Consider the following 17407-nt stretch of genomic DNA (forward strand, 5'->3'; position numbering starts at 1 on the left):
GCCGCGGCGTCGGCGGCAGCACGGAGCCGACGGCGCTCCACTGTCGGTAGCCCCCGTTACGCTCGAGCCCATGGCTGCGAAAACCACCCCCGAAGCCCCCCTCCCCGTCGGCGAGGTCTCCCGGCTGATCGGGGGCTGGATCGACCGACTCGGCGCGGTGTGGGTCGAGGGGCAGATCACGCAGTTGTCGCGGCGGCCGGGTGCCGGGGTCGTGTTCCTGACTCTGCGGGACCCCTCGCACGACATCTCCGTCGGCGTGACCTGCTACCGGCAGGTGTTCGACTCCGTCGCCGATGTCGTCGGCGAGGGCGCCCGGGTCGTCGTACTGGCGAAGCCCGAGTGGTACGCGCCCAGAGGCCAGCTGTCGCTCCGGGCCGCCGAGATAAGGCCGGTCGGCGTCGGCGAGCTGCTGGCCAGGCTGGAGCAGCTGAAGAAGGCGCTCGCGGCCGAGGGCCTGTTCGCGCCGGAGCGCAAGAAGGCGCTGCCCTTCCTGCCCCAGCTGATCGGGCTGGTCTGCGGCCGCGCCTCCGCCGCGGAGCGGGACGTGCTGGAGAACGCCCGTCACCGCTGGCCGGCCGTCCGCTTCGAGGTGCGCAACGTCCCGGTGCAGGGCGTGCACGCCGTGCCGCAGGTCGTCCAGGCCGTGAAGGAGCTGGACGCGATCGAGGACGTGGACGTCATCATCGTCGCTCGGGGCGGCGGCAGCGTGGAGGACCTGCTGCCCTTCTCCGACGAGCAGCTCGTCCGTGCCGTCGCGGAGTGCCGTACGCCGGTCGTCTCCGCCATCGGGCACGAGCCGGACAACCCGCTGCTGGACCACGTCGCCGACCTGCGCGCCTCCACGCCGACCGACGCGGCCAAGAAGGTCGTGCCGGACGTGGGCGAGGAGTTCGAGCGGGTGCGGATGCTGCGGGACCGGGCCCGGCGCTGCGCGCACGCGTCCGTGGAGCGGGAGGAGCGCGGTCTCGCGCACGCGCTGGCCCGGCCGTCGATGGAGGATCCGCACCGGATGGTCGACGAGCGCGCCGATCACGTGGCCGCCCTGCTCGACCGCGGCCGGCGCACCCTCGGCCATCTGCTGGACCGCGCGGACTCGGAGCTGACCCACACGCACGCGCGCGTGGTGGCCCTCTCCCCCGCCGCGACCCTCAAGCGCGGATACGCGGTGCTGCAGAAGACCGACGGCCACGTGGTGCGGGACCCGGCCGAGGTGGCGGAGGGCGAGACGCTGCGCGCGCGGGTCGCCGAGGGCGAGTTGACGGTTCGAGTCGATGTCTAGGGTTGGTGGGATGACCGGCAAGGTGGATGAGGCGCTCTCGTACGAGCAGGCCCGGGACGAGCTGATCGAGGTCGTACGTCGGCTGGAGGCGGGCGGTACGACGCTGGAGGAGTCCCTGGCGCTGTGGGAGCGCGGCGAGGAGCTGGCGAAGGTGTGCCGGCGGTGGCTGGAGGGCGCGCGGGCGCGGCTGGACGCGGCCCTCGCCGAGGAGGAGGCCGAGGAGGACTCCGAGTAGGCAGGAGGCGCACGCGCATGCCGTGAAGCGGATCACCACACCCCGCCTTTTGTTGAAGTTTGAACTTCCCTGTCGTAGGGTCGGTGCCGTCAGCTGGTCCGGCCCCGGACCGGACGCGCATCCGAGGAAGTCACGCATGTCTCTCGTTCTTGACCCCGCCGCCCAGGACCTGCTGTTCCGCGAGGCCCGCACCGCGAACACCTTCACCGACGAGCCGGTGACCGACGAGCAGGTCCAGGCGATCTACGACCTGGTCAAGTACGGCCCCACCGCCTTCAACCAGACCCCGCTGCGCATCACCCTGGTCCGCTCCCCCGAGGCCCGCGAGCGCCTGGTGCAGCACATGGCCGAGGGCAACCGGGCGAAGACCGCCACCGCCCCGCTGGTCGCGATCCTCGCCGCGGACAACGAGTTCCACGAGGAGCTGCCCACGCTCTTCCCGGCCTTCCCGCAGGCCAAGGACGTCTTCTTCGCCGAGCGCCCGTCCCGTGAGGGCTCCGCCGCGATGAACGCCGCCCTGCAGGCCGCGTACTTCATCGTCGGCGTCCGCGCCGCCGGCCTGGCCGCGGGCCCGATGACCGGCCTCGACTTCGAGGGCGTCCGCAAGGAGTTCCTGGACGACGACCACACCCCGCTGATGGTCGTCAACATCGGCCGGCCGGGTCCGGACGCCTGGTACCCGCGCTCCCCGCGCCTGGCCTACGAGGACGTCGTCACGACCGTCTGAGCCACCCCCGCGTACGACGAAGGGCCCCCGGCACTGCCGGGGGCCCTTCGTCGTACGCCCGCGCGGGCGCTCACCGCAGCCTCAGCGCCGCCGCCATCTTCGTCAGCTGGTCGAAGGAGGCCGTGCCCGCCACCACGGTCGTGGAGCCCCGGGTGCCCTCGAGGACCAGGGCGTCGTAGCGGCCGCCGGTGTAGCGGGTCCAGGTGCGGTCGCCGATCCGCTCGGTCCGCTTGGTCGCCGAGGCACCCTGGCTGGCCTGGTCGATGAAGTCGGCGCGCTTCTGAGTGGACTGCTCGACCTGCACGTACTGCCCCTCGGGATCCTGGAAGCCGAGGTGCCAGCGGTCGGAGTTCTCACCCTGGTAGCGCACCGAGGTCGCCTTCCATGCCTTCGGCAGGCCCTCCGGGGCGGCCACCGGGTAGCTCGCCGCACGGCGTGCCGTCAGCAGCTCGACCTGGTAGTCGACCCGCTTGATGTCGGGAGCGTGATCGTCGTGCGGGACGAGGAGATAGATGAACCCCGCCGCCAACCCGATGAGGCCCAGGGAAAGAATCATGTCCCGGACCGTCTTCTGCTTGCCGTTCGAACCTGCCACGCCCTCTATCGTCGCAGGTGCCCGGAGCGCTCATCCGTGGGGTCCCCTGCTCATTTTGTCTGCCTAACGATAGAGTCAGGAGGCAATACCCTCATCCGGCCGTCGTCGTATCAGAAAGGTGCGCTCCGATGACCGAGCATCATCACCTCCCGTCCGAACTGGACGTTCCCTCCGAGGCCCCCGACCGCAACCTCGCCCTCGAGCTCGTCAGGGTGACCGAAGCCGCGGCCATGGCCGCGGGCCGCTGGGTCGGCCGCGGTGACAAGAACGGCGCCGACGGCGCCGCGGTGCGCGCCATGCGGACCCTCGTCTCCACCGTGTCGATGAACGGCGTCGTCGTCATCGGCGAAGGTGAGAAGGACGAGGCCCCGATGCTCTTCAACGGGGAGCGAGTGGGCGACGGCACCGGGGCCGAGGTCGACATCGCCGTCGACCCGATCGACGGCACCACGCTGACGGCCAAGGGCATGCCCAACGCCATCGCCGTCCTGGCCGCCACGGAGCGTGGCGCGATGTTCGACCCGTCCGCCGTCTTCTACATGGACAAGCTGGTCACCGGCCCCGAGGCCGCTGACTTCGTGGACATCAACGCGCCCGTGTCGGTGAACATCCGCCGGGTCGCCAAGGCCAAGCGCTCCACGCCCGAGGACGTCACGGTCGTCATCCTGGACCGCCCCCGGCACGAGGGCATCATCAAGGAGATCCGGGAGACCGGCGCGCGCATCAAGCTGATCACCGACGGCGACGTCGCCGGCTCGATCCTGGCGCTGCGCGAGGGCACGGGCATCGATCTGCTGCTCGGCATCGGCGGCACCCCCGAGGGCATCATCTCGGCCTGTGCGGTCAAGTGCCTGGGCGGCACCATCCAGGGCAAGCTGTGGCCGAAGGACGAGGAGGAGCGTGCGCGGGCCGTCGACGCCGGGCACGACCTGGACCGGGTGCTGACCACGGAGGACCTGGTCACCGGGGAGAACGTCTTCTTCGTCGCCACCGGCATCACGGACGGCGAGCTGCTGCGCGGGGTCCGGTACCGGTCCGAGACCGCCACCACCGACTCGATCGTGATGCGGTCGAAGTCCGGGACGGTGCGGCGGATCGACTCCGAGCACCGGCTGAGCAAGCTGCGGGCCTACAGCGCGATCGACTTCGACCGGGCCAAGTAGCACCCGGGCAGGCAAGCGAGCGGGAAGCACCCTCTGTGCGGAGAGGGCGCTTCCCGTCGGTGTGCACCCAGGGCCTTTCCTTCGGATCGGGTCGGCTCGGAGCGGCGGCGCCTTGCGTACCCCGCGTCCCCGGCAAGATCCGAAAGAGAGGCCCTAGCCGGCTATGCGGTTCGTCGTCGCCCGTGCCGCCTTCTTCAGCTCCAGGTCCCGCCGGCGGCGCCTGGCCAGGACCACTCGGCGCTCCGCCGCCGTCAGGCCGCCCCAGACGCCGTACGGCTCCGGCTGGAGCAGGGCGTGTTCGCGGCACTCGACCATGACGGGGCAGCGCGCACAGACGCGTTTGGCCGCCTCCTCACGGGACAGGCGGGCGGCCGTCGGCTCCTTGGACGGGGCGAAGAACAGGCCGGCCTCATCACGCCGGCACACCGCTTCGGTGTGCCAGGGCGCGTCTTGGTCCCTGTCGCGCGCTGGCACCCGCTGGGCCGGAACGGCAGCTACCTGCAGGGACGAATGCGGCGGTTGCAGCACGGTCTACTCCTGACGACGGCTTCGCGAGTGAGCGACGATGCAGCAAGGCCTACCCGCTGTGCGCGCGCCTATGCACTGCGTTCCCAACCGCAGGCGCGCGGCGGCTTGTTCACGCCCCCACGCGCCCGCCGCCACCGGCCGGCGCCCTTGTGACCACCGGCGGATTCGCGACCGTCAACGGCCGAGGTGTTTGCGCAGCTTCCTGTCGACCTTGTCCTGGACACGGTCGAGGATGTCCGCCACGCGCTTGCCATGTCTGGGCCGCGCCTCGACGTTGCCCAGTACGGCCCATCCGTCGACGTAGACCACGGGCGCGTCGGACTCGACCGAGTCCAGGGTGTCCACCTCGAAGTTGCCCAGCACGCCACCGCCGGTGCCGCGCAGCGAGATGTTCTCCGGGACGCGGATCTGGACGTCGCCGAAGACCGAGACGGCCTTGATCACGACCTGCTGGTACTCGAAGATCGCCTCGCTGAGGTCGATCTCGACGCTGCCGAAGATCGCGTAGGCGTGCAGCCTGCGCCCCGCGCGCCAGCGGCCCTTGCGAGCGGCGGCGCTGAAGACGGCCACCACGTTCGCGTCGGCCTCGGCCGGGACGGCCCCGGGCGCGGGGCGGGGCGGCACGGGGGTGTAGGCGGGGGCCGCGGGCCGCTGGTGGGCGACCGGGAGGTCGCGGATGAAGACCTCCAGCTCGCCGACCGTCTTGGCGTGCAGCACCCCCTCCACCCGCTCGGCGTGCTCGTCGGCGGTCAGCCGGCCCTCGGCCAGGGCCTCGCGGAGGATGTCGGCGACGCGGTCGCGGTCGGCGTCCGAGGCGCGCAACTCGGCGAGACGCGGGGCCGTGTCCTGGGCTGGAGCATGCTTCTGAAGGTCCACGGCAGCAGCGTACCGAAACGCGATAGATCGCGACTAGGGGTGTGGACAACCCGTGTGTCGACCCCCGTACGGGAACTGAGCCTTACCTCACAGGTTTCGTGTCGGCGGCAGGTTCTACGCTGGTGAGGCCCGCCAGCGTCGGCGGGCGGCCGTCCGTCAGAGTGAGGAATGGGCTGAGATGCCTGAGTTCGCGTACACCGATCTGCTCCCCCAGGGAGAGGACACCACCCCCTACCGGCTGGTGACGTCCGAGGGCGTCTCCAGCGTCGAGGGCCCGGACGGGCGGACGTTCCTCAAGGTGGAGCCGGAGGCGCTGCGCAAGCTGGCCGAGGAGGCCATCCACGACATCCAGCACTACCTGCGCCCGGCCCACCTGGCCCAGCTGCGCCGGATCATCGACGACCCGGAGGCGTCGAGCAACGACAAGTTCGTCGCGCTCGACCTGCTGAAGAACGCGAACATCGCGGCGGCCGGCGTGCTCCCCATGTGCCAGGACACCGGCACGGCGATCGTGATGGGCAAGCGCGGCCAGAACGTCCTCACCGAGGGCGAGGACGAGAAGCACCTCTCGCACGGCATCTACGACGCCTACACCAAGCTCAACCTGCGCTACTCGCAGATGGCTCCGCTCACCATGTGGGAGGAGAAGAACACCGGCTCCAACCTGCCGGCCCAGATCGAGCTGTACGCGACCGACGGCGGCGCCTACAAGTTCCTGATCATGGCGAAGGGCGGCGGCTCGGCCAACAAGTCCTTCCTGTACCAGGAGACGAAGGCGGTCCTGAACGAGGCCTCCATGATGAAGTTCCTGGAGGAGAAGATCCGTTCGCTCGGTACGGCCGCCTGCCCGCCGTACCACCTGGCGATCGTCGTCGGCGGCACGAGCGCCGAGTACGCGCTGAAGACCGCGAAGTACGCCTCCGCGCACTACCTGGACGAGCTGCCGGCCGAGGGCTCCCCGCTCGGCCACGGCTTCCGGGACAAGGAGCTGGAGGAGAAGGTCTTCGAACTGACCCAGAAGATCGGCATCGGCGCCCAGTTCGGCGGCAAGTACTTCTGCCACGACGTCCGCGTGGTCCGCCTGCCCCGCCACGGCGCCTCCTGCCCGGTCGCCATCGCCGTCTCCTGCTCCGCCGACCGCCAGGCCGTCGCGAAGATCACCGCCGAGGGTGTCTTCCTCGAGCAGCTGGAGACCGACCCGGCCCGCTTCCTGCCGGAGACGACCGACGAGCACCTCGAGTCGGACGGCGACGTCGTGAAGATCGACCTCAACCAGCCGATGGACACGATCCTCGCCGAGCTGACGAAGTACCCGGTCAAGACCCGGCTGTCGCTGACCGGCCCGCTGGTCGTCGCCCGTGACATCGCGCACGCCAAGATCAAGGAGCGGCTGGACGCGGGCGAGGAGATGCCGCAGTACCTGAAGGACCACCCGGTGTACTACGCGGGCCCGGCGAAGACCCCCGAGGGCTACGCCTCCGGCTCCTTCGGCCCGACGACGGCCGGCCGCATGGACTCCTACGTGGAGCAGTTCCAGGCGGCGGGCGGCTCCAAGGTGATGCTGGCGAAGGGCAACCGGTCGAAGCAGGTCACCGACGCGTGCGACGCGCACGGCGGCTTCTACCTCGGCTCCATCGGCGGGCCGGCCGCCCGCCTCGCCCAGGACTGCATCAAGAAGGTCGAGGTCCTGGAGTACGAGGAGCTGGGCATGGAGGCCGTCTGGAAGATCGAGGTCGAGGACTTCCCGGCGTTCATCGTCGTCGACGACAAGGGCAACGACTTCTTCCAGGATCCCGCCCCGGCGCCGACGTTCACGAGCATTCCGGTGCGTGGGCCGGGGCTGGCGTAGCAGCGCGGGGGCGGCCGGGGACGTTTCTCGCCCCCGCCGCCCCTGCCCCGTCCCGCCCAGGGGCTACGCCCCTTCGCCTCCGCCGCCGACGTTCACGAGCAGCCAGAAGCGGGACTCATCCCCCCTGAGCGATGATCTTGTCCGCCTTCGCCAGGATCCTGGTCCGCTGCGCGTTCGCCTTCTGCAGGGCCGCCCGGTGCTTGGCGATCTCCTTGTCCTGCATCCCGGTCTCGACCCGCTGCCACGTCGAGATCAGATGGGTGGACACCTTGCAGGCATAGTCGGCGGCCGCGGTGCGCAGTTCCTTCGCGCTCGGCTTCGGCGGCGTGAGATCGGCCTTCGACAGCGCCTGCAGGGGGGCCGTGAACGCATAGCCCTTCTTGGCCATGCAGGCCGACCAGTCCGCGGTGACCGCCTTCACCTCGGGGGTCTTCATGGACTCCACGAAGCTCTTGCTGCTGATCCGGCGTGCGACCGGCGAGTCCAGCGAGTGGTTGCCGGTTAGCTCCGCCTGGGAGACGGCGAGGCAGCCCGTCGGTCCGTCCATGGCGGCCTGCTGCCGGGCCGAGGCCTTCGGCGGCGGGGTACCGCCGACCCAGCCGGGAGGCAGGTGGTAGCCGTAGGTCATGACGTCGGCCCTGACGATCGGCCCGTAGCGCCGCCCGACCTCGTAGGGGTCGGGATTGCCCTCGTGGCTCCCCGTGTTCACCGGCTGCTTGAGCAACGGAACGTCTCGCTGCCCCAGGCACTTGTTCACCAGGACGATGGTCGCGGACCTGACTCCGGAGATTTCGCCCGGCGTCAGCAGGTACTTCTGCACGGGCAGCGGGAGCGGATTGCCGTCGGCCCCGGCGCGTGGCCGCGTGCCCTCGTCGGGCGACGGCCGCTGCGCGTGCTCCGCGGGCGCCGGATTTCGGGGATCATGGCCGGATTCACCCCCCGAGGCGGCACAAGAAGAAAGCGCCAGCAGGGTGACTGCGGCGCATGCCATGGTGAGGCCGTTCCTGACGTTTCGCATGATCCATCGATTCTCGGTCGCCCGACGGTCTCGGCGAACCGCGGGCCGCGCTGCAAAGCCTTCGGCCCCGACCGCGCGAGGCGGTCGGGGCCGGGACACGGTTACGGACAGCCCGCCTTCAGGGAGGCGTCCTCGTTGTACGTGTACCAGAGCTGGCCGTAGGAGTTGCCGACCAGGTTGTCGACGTTGCCGCCGTAGTTGCTGTTGTAGTAGACCCACATGGAGCACCACATGCCCTGGATCTCGGCCGACGCGGCGTTGTTCTTCACGGTCTGGCCCGCGCCGGCGCCGGAGGAGTCGAAGTAGTAGTTGCCGAGGTTCGGCAGCGCGGCCGTCACCTGGGCGTTGTTGGAGTCGTAGGCGACGCTCAGCTTCGCGCCGGTCTCGCCCGAGTGGTAGTAGAGGCACACGTGGCTCGAGGCGCACCGGCCGGTGCTGCCCTTCGTGTCCGACGAGTTGTGCGTGTCGGCGAACGCGGCACCCTGCGCCGTCGCCAGGAAGGCCGCCGCGAGTGCGGCGCCGGTGACGATGGCTCTCTTCGTCTTCACCCTGATCTCCAAGAATGTCATGTACACACAATCTTTACTTACAAGATCACAAACTAGCCATCGAGGTGACTCGGCGTCAATATCGCCTCCAGGCACCCGACTCGCGCATCCCGCCTCCCTCGGGAACACCCGTGACCTCGGCGATGCTGTCCTCCACGGAGGTGTCGCAGATGACAGATGAGCAGGCCGGAGCCGGGTACCGCATCGAGCACGACTCCATGGGCGAGGTACGTGTCCCAGCCCATGCCAAGTGGCGGGCGCAGACGCAGCGTGCCGTCGAGAACTTTCCCGTGTCCGGGCAGCGGCTGGAGCGGGCCCACATCGAGGCCCTGGCCCGGATCAAGGCGGCCGCCGCGAAGGTGAACGCCGAACTGGGGGTGCTGGACAAGGACGTCGCGGAGGCGATCCAGGAGGCGGCGGCGGAGGTCGCCGCGGGCACGTGGGACGAGCACTTCCCCGTGGACGTGTTCCAGACCGGGTCCGGGACCTCGTCCAACATGAACACCAACGAGGTCGTCGCCACCCTCGCGAGCGAGCGGCTCGGCCGGGACGTGCACCCCAACGACCACGTCAACGCCTCGCAGTCCTCCAACGACGTCTTCCCGTCGTCCATCCACATCGCCGCCACCGCCGCCGTCACCCACGACCTGATCCCGGCGCTGGAGCACCTCGCCGACTCCCTCTCCCGCAAGTCCGAGGAGTTCGCGGACGTGGTGAAGTCCGGGCGGACGCATCTGATGGACGCGACGCCGGTGACGCTGGGGCAGGAGTTCGGCGGGTACGCGGCCCAGATGCGCCACGGCGTCGAGCGGCTGCGCGCCTCGCTGCCCCGGCTGGCCGAGCTGCCGCTGGGCGGAACGGCCGTAGGGACCGGGATCAACACACCGCACGGATTCTCCGCAGCCGTGATCAAGGAGGTCGCGCGGGCCACCGGGCTGCCGCTCACCGAGGCCCGGGACCACTTCGAGGCACAGGGCGCCCGGGACGGGATCGTGGAGGCCAGCGGCCAGCTGAGGACCATCGCGGTGGGCCTGACGAAGATCGCCAACGATCTGCGGTGGATGGCGTCCGGGCCGCGCACCGGGCTCGCCGAGATCCGGCTGCCCGACCTGCAGCCGGGGTCCTCCATCATGCCGGGCAAGGTCAACCCGGTGATCCCCGAGGCCGTGCTCATGGTCGCCGCCCAGGTGATCGGCAACGACGCGACGATCACCACCGCCGGCGCCTCCGGGAACTTCGAGCTGAACGTGATGCTCCCGGTCATCGCCAAGAACGTGCTGGAGTCGGTCCGGCTGCTCGCCAACGTGTCGCGGCTGCTGGCCGACCGCACGGTCGACGGCGTCGTCGCCGACCGCGAACGGGCCCGCGAGTACGCCGAGTCCTCACCCTCCGTGGTGACCCCGCTGAACAGGTACATCGGCTATGAGGAGGCCGCGAAGGTCGCCAAGAGGTCCCTGGCCGAGCGGAGGACGATCCGCGAGGTGGTCCTGGACGGCGGTTACGTGGAGCGCGGCGACCTCACCCTGGAGCAGCTGGACGAGGCGCTGGATGTCCTGCGGATGACGCGCCCGTGACAACTGGCTCCCCCGCGCCGAACCGTGACGCGCGCCGCAGCGTCGTATGCCTACGGCACCTAATATCTGTGCATGGCGGACGACGGAGCGGTGAGACGAGTGGCGGCGGGACCTGCGACGTACTGGACCCCCGGGACCCCGATCCTGTGGCGGTACCGGGAGAACGCCGGTGATCGCTTCCACATCGCGCGGCCCGTCACCGTCGTCCGGGACGACGAGGACCTGCTCGCGGTGTGGCTGGCGCCCGGCACCGAGTGCGTGAAGCCGGTGCTGACCGATGGCAGGCCCCTCCACCTGGAGCCCCTGGAGACCCGCTACACCAAGCCGCGCACGGTGCAGCGGGACCGGTGGTTCGGCACGGGTGTGCTGAAGCTCGCCCGGCCCGGCCGGCCCTGGTCGGTGTGGCTGTTCTGGGAGCCGGACTGGCGGTTCAAGAACTGGTACGTCAACCTCGAGCAGCCGTTGTCCCGTTGGGTGGGTGGTGTGGACTCCGAGGACTACTTCCTGGACATCTCGGTGCACCCGGACCGCAGTTGGCACTGGCGGGACGAGGACGAGTTCGCGCAGGCCCAGCGGGACGGGCTGATGGACGAGCGGACGGCCGAGCGGGTGCGGGCGGCGGGGCAGGACGCGGTGGAGGCGATCGGCGCGTGGGGCCCTCCGTTCTCGGAGGGCTGGCAGCACTGGCGCCCGGACCCGTCCTGGGCGGTACCGTCACTCCCCGAGGGCTGGGACCGTACGCCCGCGCACGTGTCCTCATGAGACCCTTGATGCGCCCCCGGGCAACAAACGTAGGATCGTCCTCCGCAAGGGCGCTCAGAAGCAACAACTCCCGGGGCATGCGCCGGGCCTGACCATACGTCACCGAGGGGCGGCAGGACGTGAGCGAGGGGTACCAGGGCAACACCACCAGGGCCGAGGGCCCTGGCCCGTGCGGGTTCGCGAGTGGCACAGGAACAACCTCTGACCACGCCGTAATTCCGTTCCTGGGACACGTATTCCGGGTATCGGCATTTCGGCGGGACCATCTGCGCGCCCGGCGCGCAGCCCCGGACGGACGGATTCGACACGCGTGACGGAGCAGCCCACCTCCTACGAGCGCCCGCAGCCGGGCGTCGACCCCGCGGAGACCCGCGGGGCGCTCCTGCGTACCCCGACGCCGCTCGGCAACCCGGCCTTACCGGCACAGGCGGCCCGCGCGGACACGCCCTCCGGTCCGGGGACCACCACGCCCTGCGGCAAGGGGAACAAGCGGAAGGAGCCCCCCGTCAACGGCCCCGAGCACTCCCAGCCCGCTGCTGCCGAGACCGGCACGCACCGGCCGCGTCCCGCGCCGGAGGCCATTCCTGCGCAGCCGGCCACCGAGCAGGACCGGGCACCGGGCGGTCAGGAACGCCGTACCGGGCGGGGGCTGCCGCCGGGCCGGCCGATGCCGATGCGGCGCGACGGGGACCGGCTCAGGTTCGTGGGCGCGGCGACCCGGCGGATCGCCCGCGGCATCGACCTGGACGAGATCGTGATGGGGCTGTGCCGGGCCACCGTGCCGACCTTCTCGGACGCGATCCTGGTCTATCTGCGCGACCCGCTGCCGGTCGGTGACGAGCGGCCCACCGGCCCCGTGGTGCTGCGGCTGCGCCGGACCGACCGGATACCGGACGAACGGGACACCGAGGGCCTGCTGCTCCCGCCGTTCCCGGAACCGGAGCCGGAGGCCTCGGCGCTGTCGGAGCTGTCGTCGCTGACCACCGAGCTGTGCGAGGTGCGTCCCGGCGGCGCCCTGAACGAGGTGCTGCGCGGGGTGCGACCGGTGTTCGCCGACGCGCCCGCCGCCCGGTCCGCGCTGCCCGAGCTGCTCGGCGAGGGCGGCGAGGCGGTCGTACCCGGCGGGCAGCACGCGATCCTCGCGCCGCTGCGCGGGCGGCGCCGGGTGATCGGCGCGGCGCTGTTCCTGCGCCGTCCGGAGCGGCTCGCGTTCGAGGCGGACGACCTGCTGGTGGCCGCCCAGCTCGCCACGCACAGCGCGCTCGGCATCGACAAGGCGGTGCTGTACGGCCGGGAGGCCTACATCGCCGACGAGCTGCAGCGCACCATGCTGCCGGAGACCCTGCCCCGGCCGACGGGCGTGCGGCTCGCCTCGCGCTATCTGCCGGCGGCGGAGACCGCGCGGGTCGGCGGCGACTGGTACGACGCGATCCCGCTGCCCGGCAGCCGGGTGGCGCTGGTGGTCGGTGACGTCATGGGGCACTCCATGACGTCGGCGGCGATCATGGGTCAGCTGCGCACGACGGCCCAGACGCTGGCCGGGCTCGACCTGCCCCCGCAGGAGGTGCTGCACCACCTGGACGAGCAGGCACAGCGCCTGGGCACCGACCGCATGGCGACCTGCCTGTACGCCGTGTACGACCCGGTCACGCACCGCATCACGATCGCCAACGCGGGCCATCCGCCGCCCGTTCTGCTGCACCTGGGCGGCCGGGCGGAGGTGCTGCGGGTGCCGCCGGGCGCGCCGATCGGCGTCGGCGGGGTCGACTTCGAGGCGGTCGAGCTGGACGCACCCGCCGGGGCCACGCTGCTGCTGTACACCGACGGCCTGGTGGAGTCCCGGCTGCGGGACGTGTGGACCGGCATAGAGCAGCTGCGCGAACGGCTGGCGGCGACCGCCCAGTTGACCGGTCCCGACCATCCACCGCCGCTCGAGGCGCTGTGCGACGAGGTGCTGGACATGCTCGGCCCGGGCGACCGGGACGACGACATCGCGCTCCTCGCGGCCCGCTTCCACGGGATCGCGCCGAGCGATGTGGCGTACTGGACCCTGGAGCCGGAGGACGCGGCCCCCGGCCAGGCCCGCCGGCTGGCCCGGCGCGCCCTGGCCCGCTGGGGCCTGGAGGAGCTGACGGACTCGGTGGAGCTGCTGGTCAGCGAGGTGGTCACGAACGCCGTGCGGTACGCCTCCCGGCCGGTCACGCTGCGTCTGCTGCGCACGGACGTGCTGCGCTGCGAGGTCGGCGACGACGTGCCGCAGCTGCCGCGGCTGCGCCAGGCCCGGGCCACGGACGAGGGCGGCCGCGGGCTGTACCTGGTCAACAGGCTGGCCCGGCGGTGGGGCGCGACCCGGCTGAGCACGGGCAAGGTGGTCTGGTTCGAGCTGAACCGGGGCTGAGCGACACCACCGGTACGACGCGAGAAAGGGCGCCCGGGGACTCCCCGGGCGCCCTTTCTCGCGTGCGGCCTACTGGCCGAAGTTCCCGCTGCCGGCGGGATCGAGCGGATCCTCCGAGACGCCGCCCGTCGGGGCCCCGGTGGTCGGGGTCCCCGTGGGCGGGGTCTGGGTGGGTGTCTGGGTCGGGGTCTGGGTCGGGGTCTGCGACGGCGTCTGCGACGGGGTCGTCGAGGTCGGCGGCTCACTGCTCGGCGTGTTCGACGGCGTCCGGGACGGGGTCTGGCTGAACGTCGGGGTGTCCGTCGGCTGGACGGCCGCGCCCTGGGTGGTGTTCAGGTCGAACTTGGCCTTCTCCGTGACACCGAAGGTGTAGGCCGCCCAGATCTGCGCCGGCGGGCCACCACCGTTGACCCGGCCGCCGCCCATCGCGCCCTTGAGCGAGACATGGGCGTACTTCTTGATCGGCTCGCCGTCGCAGCCCGTGCCCCCGGCCTTGGCCGCCTCGCCGAACAGACCGACGGAGGTGACCAGGTCCGGCGTGTAACCGGTGAACCAGGCCGAGCGGTTGCAGTCGGACGTACCCGTCTTGCCCGCCACCTGCTGGCCGTTGCGCAGCGGGTTGTTGGCCACGGAGATCTGGGCCGTACCGTCGTCGACCACTCCGGTCAGCACGGAGGTCACGGTGTCGGCGGCCGTGCGGCTGATCACCGAGGAGCCGATCGGGCTGGGTATCCGGACCGTACGGTCCTTCTTCTCCGCCGACTTCAGGATGCTGGGCGTCACCTTGTTGCCGTGGTTGTCGAACGTGGCGTAGATGCCGGCCATCTCGAGCGGGCTGGCGCCCATGGAGCCCAGGGTCTGCGCGGGCACCGCCTGCATGCCCTCGGTGTCCATGCCGAGCTGCTTGGCCGTGCTCATGACCTTGTCCATGCCCACGTCGACACCCATCTGCGCGAAGACGGAGTTGACGGACTTGTTCATCGCCTGCTGGACGGTGATCTTGCCGTAGTCGGTGTTGTCCTCGTTCGGCGGGGCGAAGCCGACCTTGCTGCCGTGGTCCAGGACCGGGCGGCGGCTGGTGCCGTCGTAGACGGTGCCGGCGTTGATCGGCTTGCCGTCCTGCGTGGTGGCGTTCTGCTCCAGCGCGGAGGCGAGGATCAGCGGTTTGAACGTCGAGGCCGGCTGGTAGTCCCGGCGCGTGGCGTTGTTGATGTAGTGGCTGAAGTAGTCCTGGCCGCCGTACAGGGCGACGATCTTGCCGGTCTTGGGGTCGACGGACACGGCGCCGGCCTGGACGTCGCGGTCGACGTTGCGCTTCTTCGGCTCCAGCTTGCCGGTCAGCTGGCTCTTGACGGCCTTCTCCAGCGCGGCCTGCTTCTTCCGGTCGACGTTCAGGGTGATGGTCCAGCCCTGGTTCTCGACCTTGGCCTCCGCGTCGGACTTGGACAGGCCCTCCTCGTCCATCAGCCGCTGTTCCAGCTGGGCGTTGGCGAGCGAGACGAGATAGCCCTTCTGGCCCTCCATGCCCGGGGCGCCCTTGGGGTCCTTGGGCACCGGGAACTGCAGGGCGTCACGCTTGGCCTTGGGCAGCCACCCCTCGTCCACCATGTTGTCCAGGACGTAGTTCCACCGCGCCTTGACCAGCCGCTTGCCGGTGTCGCTCGCGACCGCCCAGTCGTACTGGCTCGGCGCCTGGAGCAGGGCGGCCAGGTACGCGCCCTGCTCCACTTTGAGGTCCTGGGCGTCGACCCGGTAGTAGGCCTGCGCGGCGGCCTGGATGCCGTAGGCGCCGCGGCCGTAGTAGCTGGTGTTGATGTAGCCGGCGAGGATGTCGTCCTTGGTCTTCTCGCGCTCCACCTTCAGCGAGATGACCAGTTCCTTCAGCTTGCGCGTGACGGTCTGGTCCTGGTTCAGGTAGAAGTTCTTGACGTACTGCTGGGTGATCGTCGAACCACCCTGCTTGCCCTTGCCGGAGAGGGTGTTGACCAGGCCGCGCGCGGTGCCCTTGAGGTCCACGCCGGGATCGGTGTAGAAGGACTTGTTCTCGGCGGCCACGAAGGTCAGCTGGACCTTCCGGGGCACCTTGGCGAGGTCCACGATCTCGCGGTTGACCTTGCCGTCGCGGGCCAGGATGCGGCCGTCGCTGTACTTGTAGACGTTGCTCTGGCGCTGGGCCGCCGCGTTGCCGACGGGAATGTCGACCGCCAGGTACAGGGCGATGAAGCCGCCGATGCACAGCAGGCAGAAGCCGAAGAACGTGCCCAGGATCTTCTTCCAGGTGAACAGCCTGCGTATTCGGCCCTTGGCGGGCTTGGTGCCCGCCACGGACGGGGTGCCGGCCGCGGACGTGGAGCGGCGCCTGGGCGCCGCGCGGTGGCCACCGCGCTGTCGCGCTCGTCTCTCTTCCGCTCGTCCCATGGGTCCCTACGCTCCGATTCCGTCTCGGGGTCAGCTCCGAAAGCTAACACCCGTCTATATGACAAAGGACGCCCGATCCGCTCTTTTACGGACGTGACAATCAGCACCCGCTCCAAGGGAACCGACGGCTGGGATCCCCGGAGGGTTGCTTGACAGAAAAAAGTGATATCACTTAGCTAGAACCAAGCTAGGCTTCCCAGGAAGCTCCGAGAACAGGGGGACCCACCATGTCCGCACACGACGCGTCTGCGACCGCCGACATACCCGAGATGCCCGCCCCACGGGTGACGGAGCTCCCGGCGCACAGCATCGGCGGCGGGCTCGCCCTGCTCCTGGGCCTGCTCGGGCTCGGCGCCGCCGCCGCCCTGCTCGCCGCCGCCTCGGCGGTCGAGGCCTCCGGCGCCAAGGGCGGGCTCGTCGTCGGCGGTGTCCTCGTCCTCCTCGCCGCCGTCATCGCGATGCGAGGGCTGAACACGGTCGCGCCCGGCGAGGCGCGGGTCGTCCAGCTCTTCGGCCGGTACCGGGGCACGATCCGGCAGGACGGCCTGCGCTGGGTGAACCCCTTCACCTCGCGGACCCGTATCTCCACCCGGGTGCGCAACCACGAGACCGCCGTACTGAAGGTCAACGACGCCTACGGCAACCCGATCGAGCTGGCCGCGGTCGTGGTCTGGAAGGTCCAGGACACCGCCCAGGCGGTGTTCGAGGTGGACGACTACGCCGAGTTCGTCGCCACGCAGACCGAGACGGCCGTACGGCACATCGCCATCGAGTACCCGTACGACGCCCACGACGAGGACGGTCTCTCGCTGCGCGGGAACGCCGAGGAGATCACCGAGAAGCTGGCCGTCGAGCTGCAGGCGCGCGTGGAGGCGGCCGGGGTGCGGATCATCGAGTCGCGCTTCACGCATCTCGCGTACGCTCCCGAGATCGCCTCGGCGATGCTCCAGCGCCAGCAGGCCGGCGCGGTCGTCGCGGCCCGGCGGCAGATCGTGGACGGGGCGGTCGGCATGGTGGAGGCGGCGCTCGCCCGGATCGCGGAGCGGGACATCGTGGAGCTGGACGAGGAGCGGAAGGCGGCGATGGTGTCCAACCTGATGGTGGTGCTGTGCGGGGACCGGGCCCCGCAGCCGGTACTCAACACGGGGACCCTCTACCAGTGACGGACTCACCGGAGGAGACCCCGCGGCGCCGGCCGCAGCAGCGCAAGCAGGTGCTGCTGCGGCTGGACCCGTCGGTGTACGAGGCGCTCGCCCGGTGGGCCGGGGACGAGCTGCGGTCGGCCAACGCGCAGATCGAGTTCCTGCTGCGCAAGGCGCTGGCGGACGCCGGACGCCTGCCGAAGGACACCGGCCCCCTGCCCCGCAGGGGCAGGCCGCCTGTATCGGAACCGTGACAATCGCCCTCCACCTGCACGGCCCTACAGCCCGCCATGAT

General features: G+C 70.7%; 16 protein-coding genes. 10 read left to right on the forward strand and 6 right to left on the reverse strand.

The annotated features are described in order from the left end of the window. The first annotated feature begins 70 nt into the window (after positions 1 to 70). The 3 genes from xseA to AC07CM_RS12820 all read left to right on the forward strand — a co-directional run bounded on the left by xseA (position 71) and on the right by AC07CM_RS12820 (position 2241). Positions 71 to 1279, forward strand: coding sequence for an exodeoxyribonuclease VII large subunit (gene xseA, locus AC07CM_RS12810; RefSeq protein WP_478876388.1), 1209 nt, complete (start codon positions 71 to 73; stop codon positions 1277 to 1279). Positions 1280 to 1289: 10 nt separating this feature from the next. Then, positions 1290 to 1514 (forward strand): exodeoxyribonuclease VII small subunit, encoded by a 225-nt coding sequence (locus tag AC07CM_RS12815; RefSeq protein WP_478876389.1) that lies wholly within the window; start codon positions 1290 to 1292, stop codon positions 1512 to 1514. A gap of 136 nt (positions 1515 to 1650) precedes the next feature. After that, positions 1651 to 2241: a malonic semialdehyde reductase gene (locus tag AC07CM_RS12820; RefSeq protein WP_478876390.1), complete on the forward strand. Its 591-nt coding sequence runs from the start codon at positions 1651 to 1653 to the stop codon at positions 2239 to 2241. A gap of 70 nt (positions 2242 to 2311) precedes the next feature. Here AC07CM_RS12820 and AC07CM_RS12825 read toward each other — a convergent pair whose 3' ends face one another. Then, a complete protein-coding gene (locus tag AC07CM_RS12825) occupies positions 2312 to 2836 on the reverse strand; it encodes a DUF4245 domain-containing protein (RefSeq protein WP_478876391.1) in 525 nt (174 codons plus the stop codon). 128 nt (positions 2837 to 2964) lie between these two features. On the opposite strand from AC07CM_RS12825, the gene glpX reads away from it, so the two are divergent. Then, a complete protein-coding gene (gene glpX / locus AC07CM_RS12830) occupies positions 2965 to 3999 on the forward strand; it encodes a class II fructose-bisphosphatase (protein WP_478876392.1) in 1035 nt (344 codons plus the stop codon). Positions 4000 to 4152: 153 nt separating this feature from the next. Here glpX and AC07CM_RS12835 read toward each other — a convergent pair whose 3' ends face one another. Together AC07CM_RS12835 and AC07CM_RS12840 are read right to left on the reverse strand one after the other, a co-directional pair. Further along, positions 4153 to 4527, reverse strand: a complete 375-nt coding sequence (locus tag AC07CM_RS12835) for a WhiB family transcriptional regulator (RefSeq protein WP_478876393.1) — start codon at positions 4525 to 4527, stop codon at positions 4153 to 4155. 174 nt (positions 4528 to 4701) lie between these two features. Beyond that, positions 4702 to 5403: a DUF1707 SHOCT-like domain-containing protein gene (locus tag AC07CM_RS12840; protein ID WP_478876394.1), complete on the reverse strand. Its 702-nt coding sequence runs from the start codon at positions 5401 to 5403 to the stop codon at positions 4702 to 4704. 178 nt (positions 5404 to 5581) lie between these two features. Between AC07CM_RS12840 and AC07CM_RS12845 the strand changes: the two genes are divergently transcribed. Beyond that, positions 5582 to 7252 carry a fumarate hydratase gene (locus tag AC07CM_RS12845; RefSeq protein ID WP_478876395.1) on the forward strand — a complete coding sequence of 557 codons (1671 nt, stop codon included), beginning with the start codon at positions 5582 to 5584 and terminating at the stop codon, positions 7250 to 7252. A 115-nt stretch (positions 7253 to 7367) separates the two neighbouring features. On the opposite strand, the gene AC07CM_RS12850 is transcribed toward AC07CM_RS12845, so the two are convergent. Together AC07CM_RS12850 and AC07CM_RS12855 are read right to left on the reverse strand one after the other, a co-directional pair. Continuing rightward, positions 7368 to 8243 (reverse strand): hypothetical protein, encoded by an 876-nt coding sequence (locus AC07CM_RS12850; protein ID WP_478876396.1) that lies wholly within the window; start codon positions 8241 to 8243, stop codon positions 7368 to 7370. Positions 8244 to 8371: 128 nt separating this feature from the next. Further along, positions 8372 to 8839 carry a peptidase inhibitor family I36 protein gene (locus AC07CM_RS12855; RefSeq protein WP_478876397.1) on the reverse strand — a complete coding sequence of 156 codons (468 nt, stop codon included), beginning with the start codon at positions 8837 to 8839 and terminating at the stop codon, positions 8372 to 8374. 149 nt (positions 8840 to 8988) lie between these two features. Between AC07CM_RS12855 and AC07CM_RS12860 the strand changes: the two genes are divergently transcribed. The 3 genes from AC07CM_RS12860 to AC07CM_RS12870 all read left to right on the forward strand — a co-directional run bounded on the left by AC07CM_RS12860 (position 8989) and on the right by AC07CM_RS12870 (position 13552). Next, positions 8989 to 10392 (forward strand): class II fumarate hydratase, encoded by a 1404-nt coding sequence (locus AC07CM_RS12860; RefSeq protein ID WP_478876398.1) that lies wholly within the window; start codon positions 8989 to 8991, stop codon positions 10390 to 10392. Between the two features lie 72 nt (positions 10393 to 10464). Then, positions 10465 to 11154: a cytidylyl-2-hydroxypropylphosphonate hydrolase gene (fomD, locus tag AC07CM_RS12865; protein ID WP_478876399.1), complete on the forward strand. Its 690-nt coding sequence runs from the start codon at positions 10465 to 10467 to the stop codon at positions 11152 to 11154. Between the two features lie 310 nt (positions 11155 to 11464). Beyond that, positions 11465 to 13552, forward strand: coding sequence for a SpoIIE family protein phosphatase (locus tag AC07CM_RS12870; RefSeq protein ID WP_478876400.1), 2088 nt, complete (start codon positions 11465 to 11467; stop codon positions 13550 to 13552). A 69-nt stretch (positions 13553 to 13621) separates the two neighbouring features. Here the strand turns inward: AC07CM_RS12870 and AC07CM_RS12875 are convergent, their stop codons facing one another. Next, positions 13622 to 15970 (reverse strand): transglycosylase domain-containing protein, encoded by a 2349-nt coding sequence (locus tag AC07CM_RS12875; RefSeq protein WP_478876401.1) that lies wholly within the window; start codon positions 15968 to 15970, stop codon positions 13622 to 13624. A gap of 227 nt (positions 15971 to 16197) precedes the next feature. Between AC07CM_RS12875 and AC07CM_RS12880 the strand changes: the two genes are divergently transcribed. Beyond that, positions 16198 to 17133, forward strand: coding sequence for an SPFH domain-containing protein (locus tag AC07CM_RS12880; RefSeq protein ID WP_478876402.1), 936 nt, complete (start codon positions 16198 to 16200; stop codon positions 17131 to 17133). Then, positions 17130 to 17366 (forward strand): type II toxin-antitoxin system antitoxin, encoded by a 237-nt coding sequence (locus AC07CM_RS12885; protein WP_468236549.1) that lies wholly within the window; start codon positions 17130 to 17132, stop codon positions 17364 to 17366. The genes AC07CM_RS12880 and AC07CM_RS12885 overlap by 4 nt, the downstream gene beginning before the upstream one ends. Positions 17367 to 17407 lie beyond the last annotated feature (41 nt).

The organism is Streptomyces sp. NPDC044061 (genome assembly GCF_056434305.1).

Excerpts from the sequence above, each read along its gene's own strand:
- xseA (WP_478876388.1), top strand. The coding sequence starts at position 71 with ATGGCTGCGAAAACCACCCCCGAAGCCCCCCTCCCCGTCGGCGAGGTC.
- AC07CM_RS12815 (WP_478876389.1), top strand. The coding sequence starts at position 1,290 with ATGACCGGCAAGGTGGATGAGGCGCTCTCGTACGAGCAGGCCCGGGAC.
- AC07CM_RS12820 (WP_478876390.1), top strand. The coding sequence starts at position 1,651 with ATGTCTCTCGTTCTTGACCCCGCCGCCCAGGACCTGCTGTTCCGCGAG.
- glpX (WP_478876392.1), top strand. The coding sequence starts at position 2,965 with ATGACCGAGCATCATCACCTCCCGTCCGAACTGGACGTTCCCTCCGAG.
- AC07CM_RS12845 (WP_478876395.1), top strand. The coding sequence starts at position 5,582 with ATGCCTGAGTTCGCGTACACCGATCTGCTCCCCCAGGGAGAGGACACC.
- AC07CM_RS12850 (WP_478876396.1), bottom strand. The coding sequence starts at position 8,243 with ATGGCATGCGCCGCAGTCACCCTGCTGGCGCTTTCTTCTTGTGCCGCC.
- AC07CM_RS12855 (WP_478876397.1), bottom strand. The coding sequence starts at position 8,839 with ATGACATTCTTGGAGATCAGGGTGAAGACGAAGAGAGCCATCGTCACC.
- AC07CM_RS12860 (WP_478876398.1), top strand. The coding sequence starts at position 8,989 with ATGACAGATGAGCAGGCCGGAGCCGGGTACCGCATCGAGCACGACTCC.
- fomD (WP_478876399.1), top strand. The coding sequence starts at position 10,465 with ATGGCGGACGACGGAGCGGTGAGACGAGTGGCGGCGGGACCTGCGACG.
- AC07CM_RS12875 (WP_478876401.1), bottom strand. The coding sequence starts at position 15,970 with ATGGGACGAGCGGAAGAGAGACGAGCGCGACAGCGCGGTGGCCACCGC.
- AC07CM_RS12880 (WP_478876402.1), top strand. The coding sequence starts at position 16,198 with ATGTCCGCACACGACGCGTCTGCGACCGCCGACATACCCGAGATGCCC.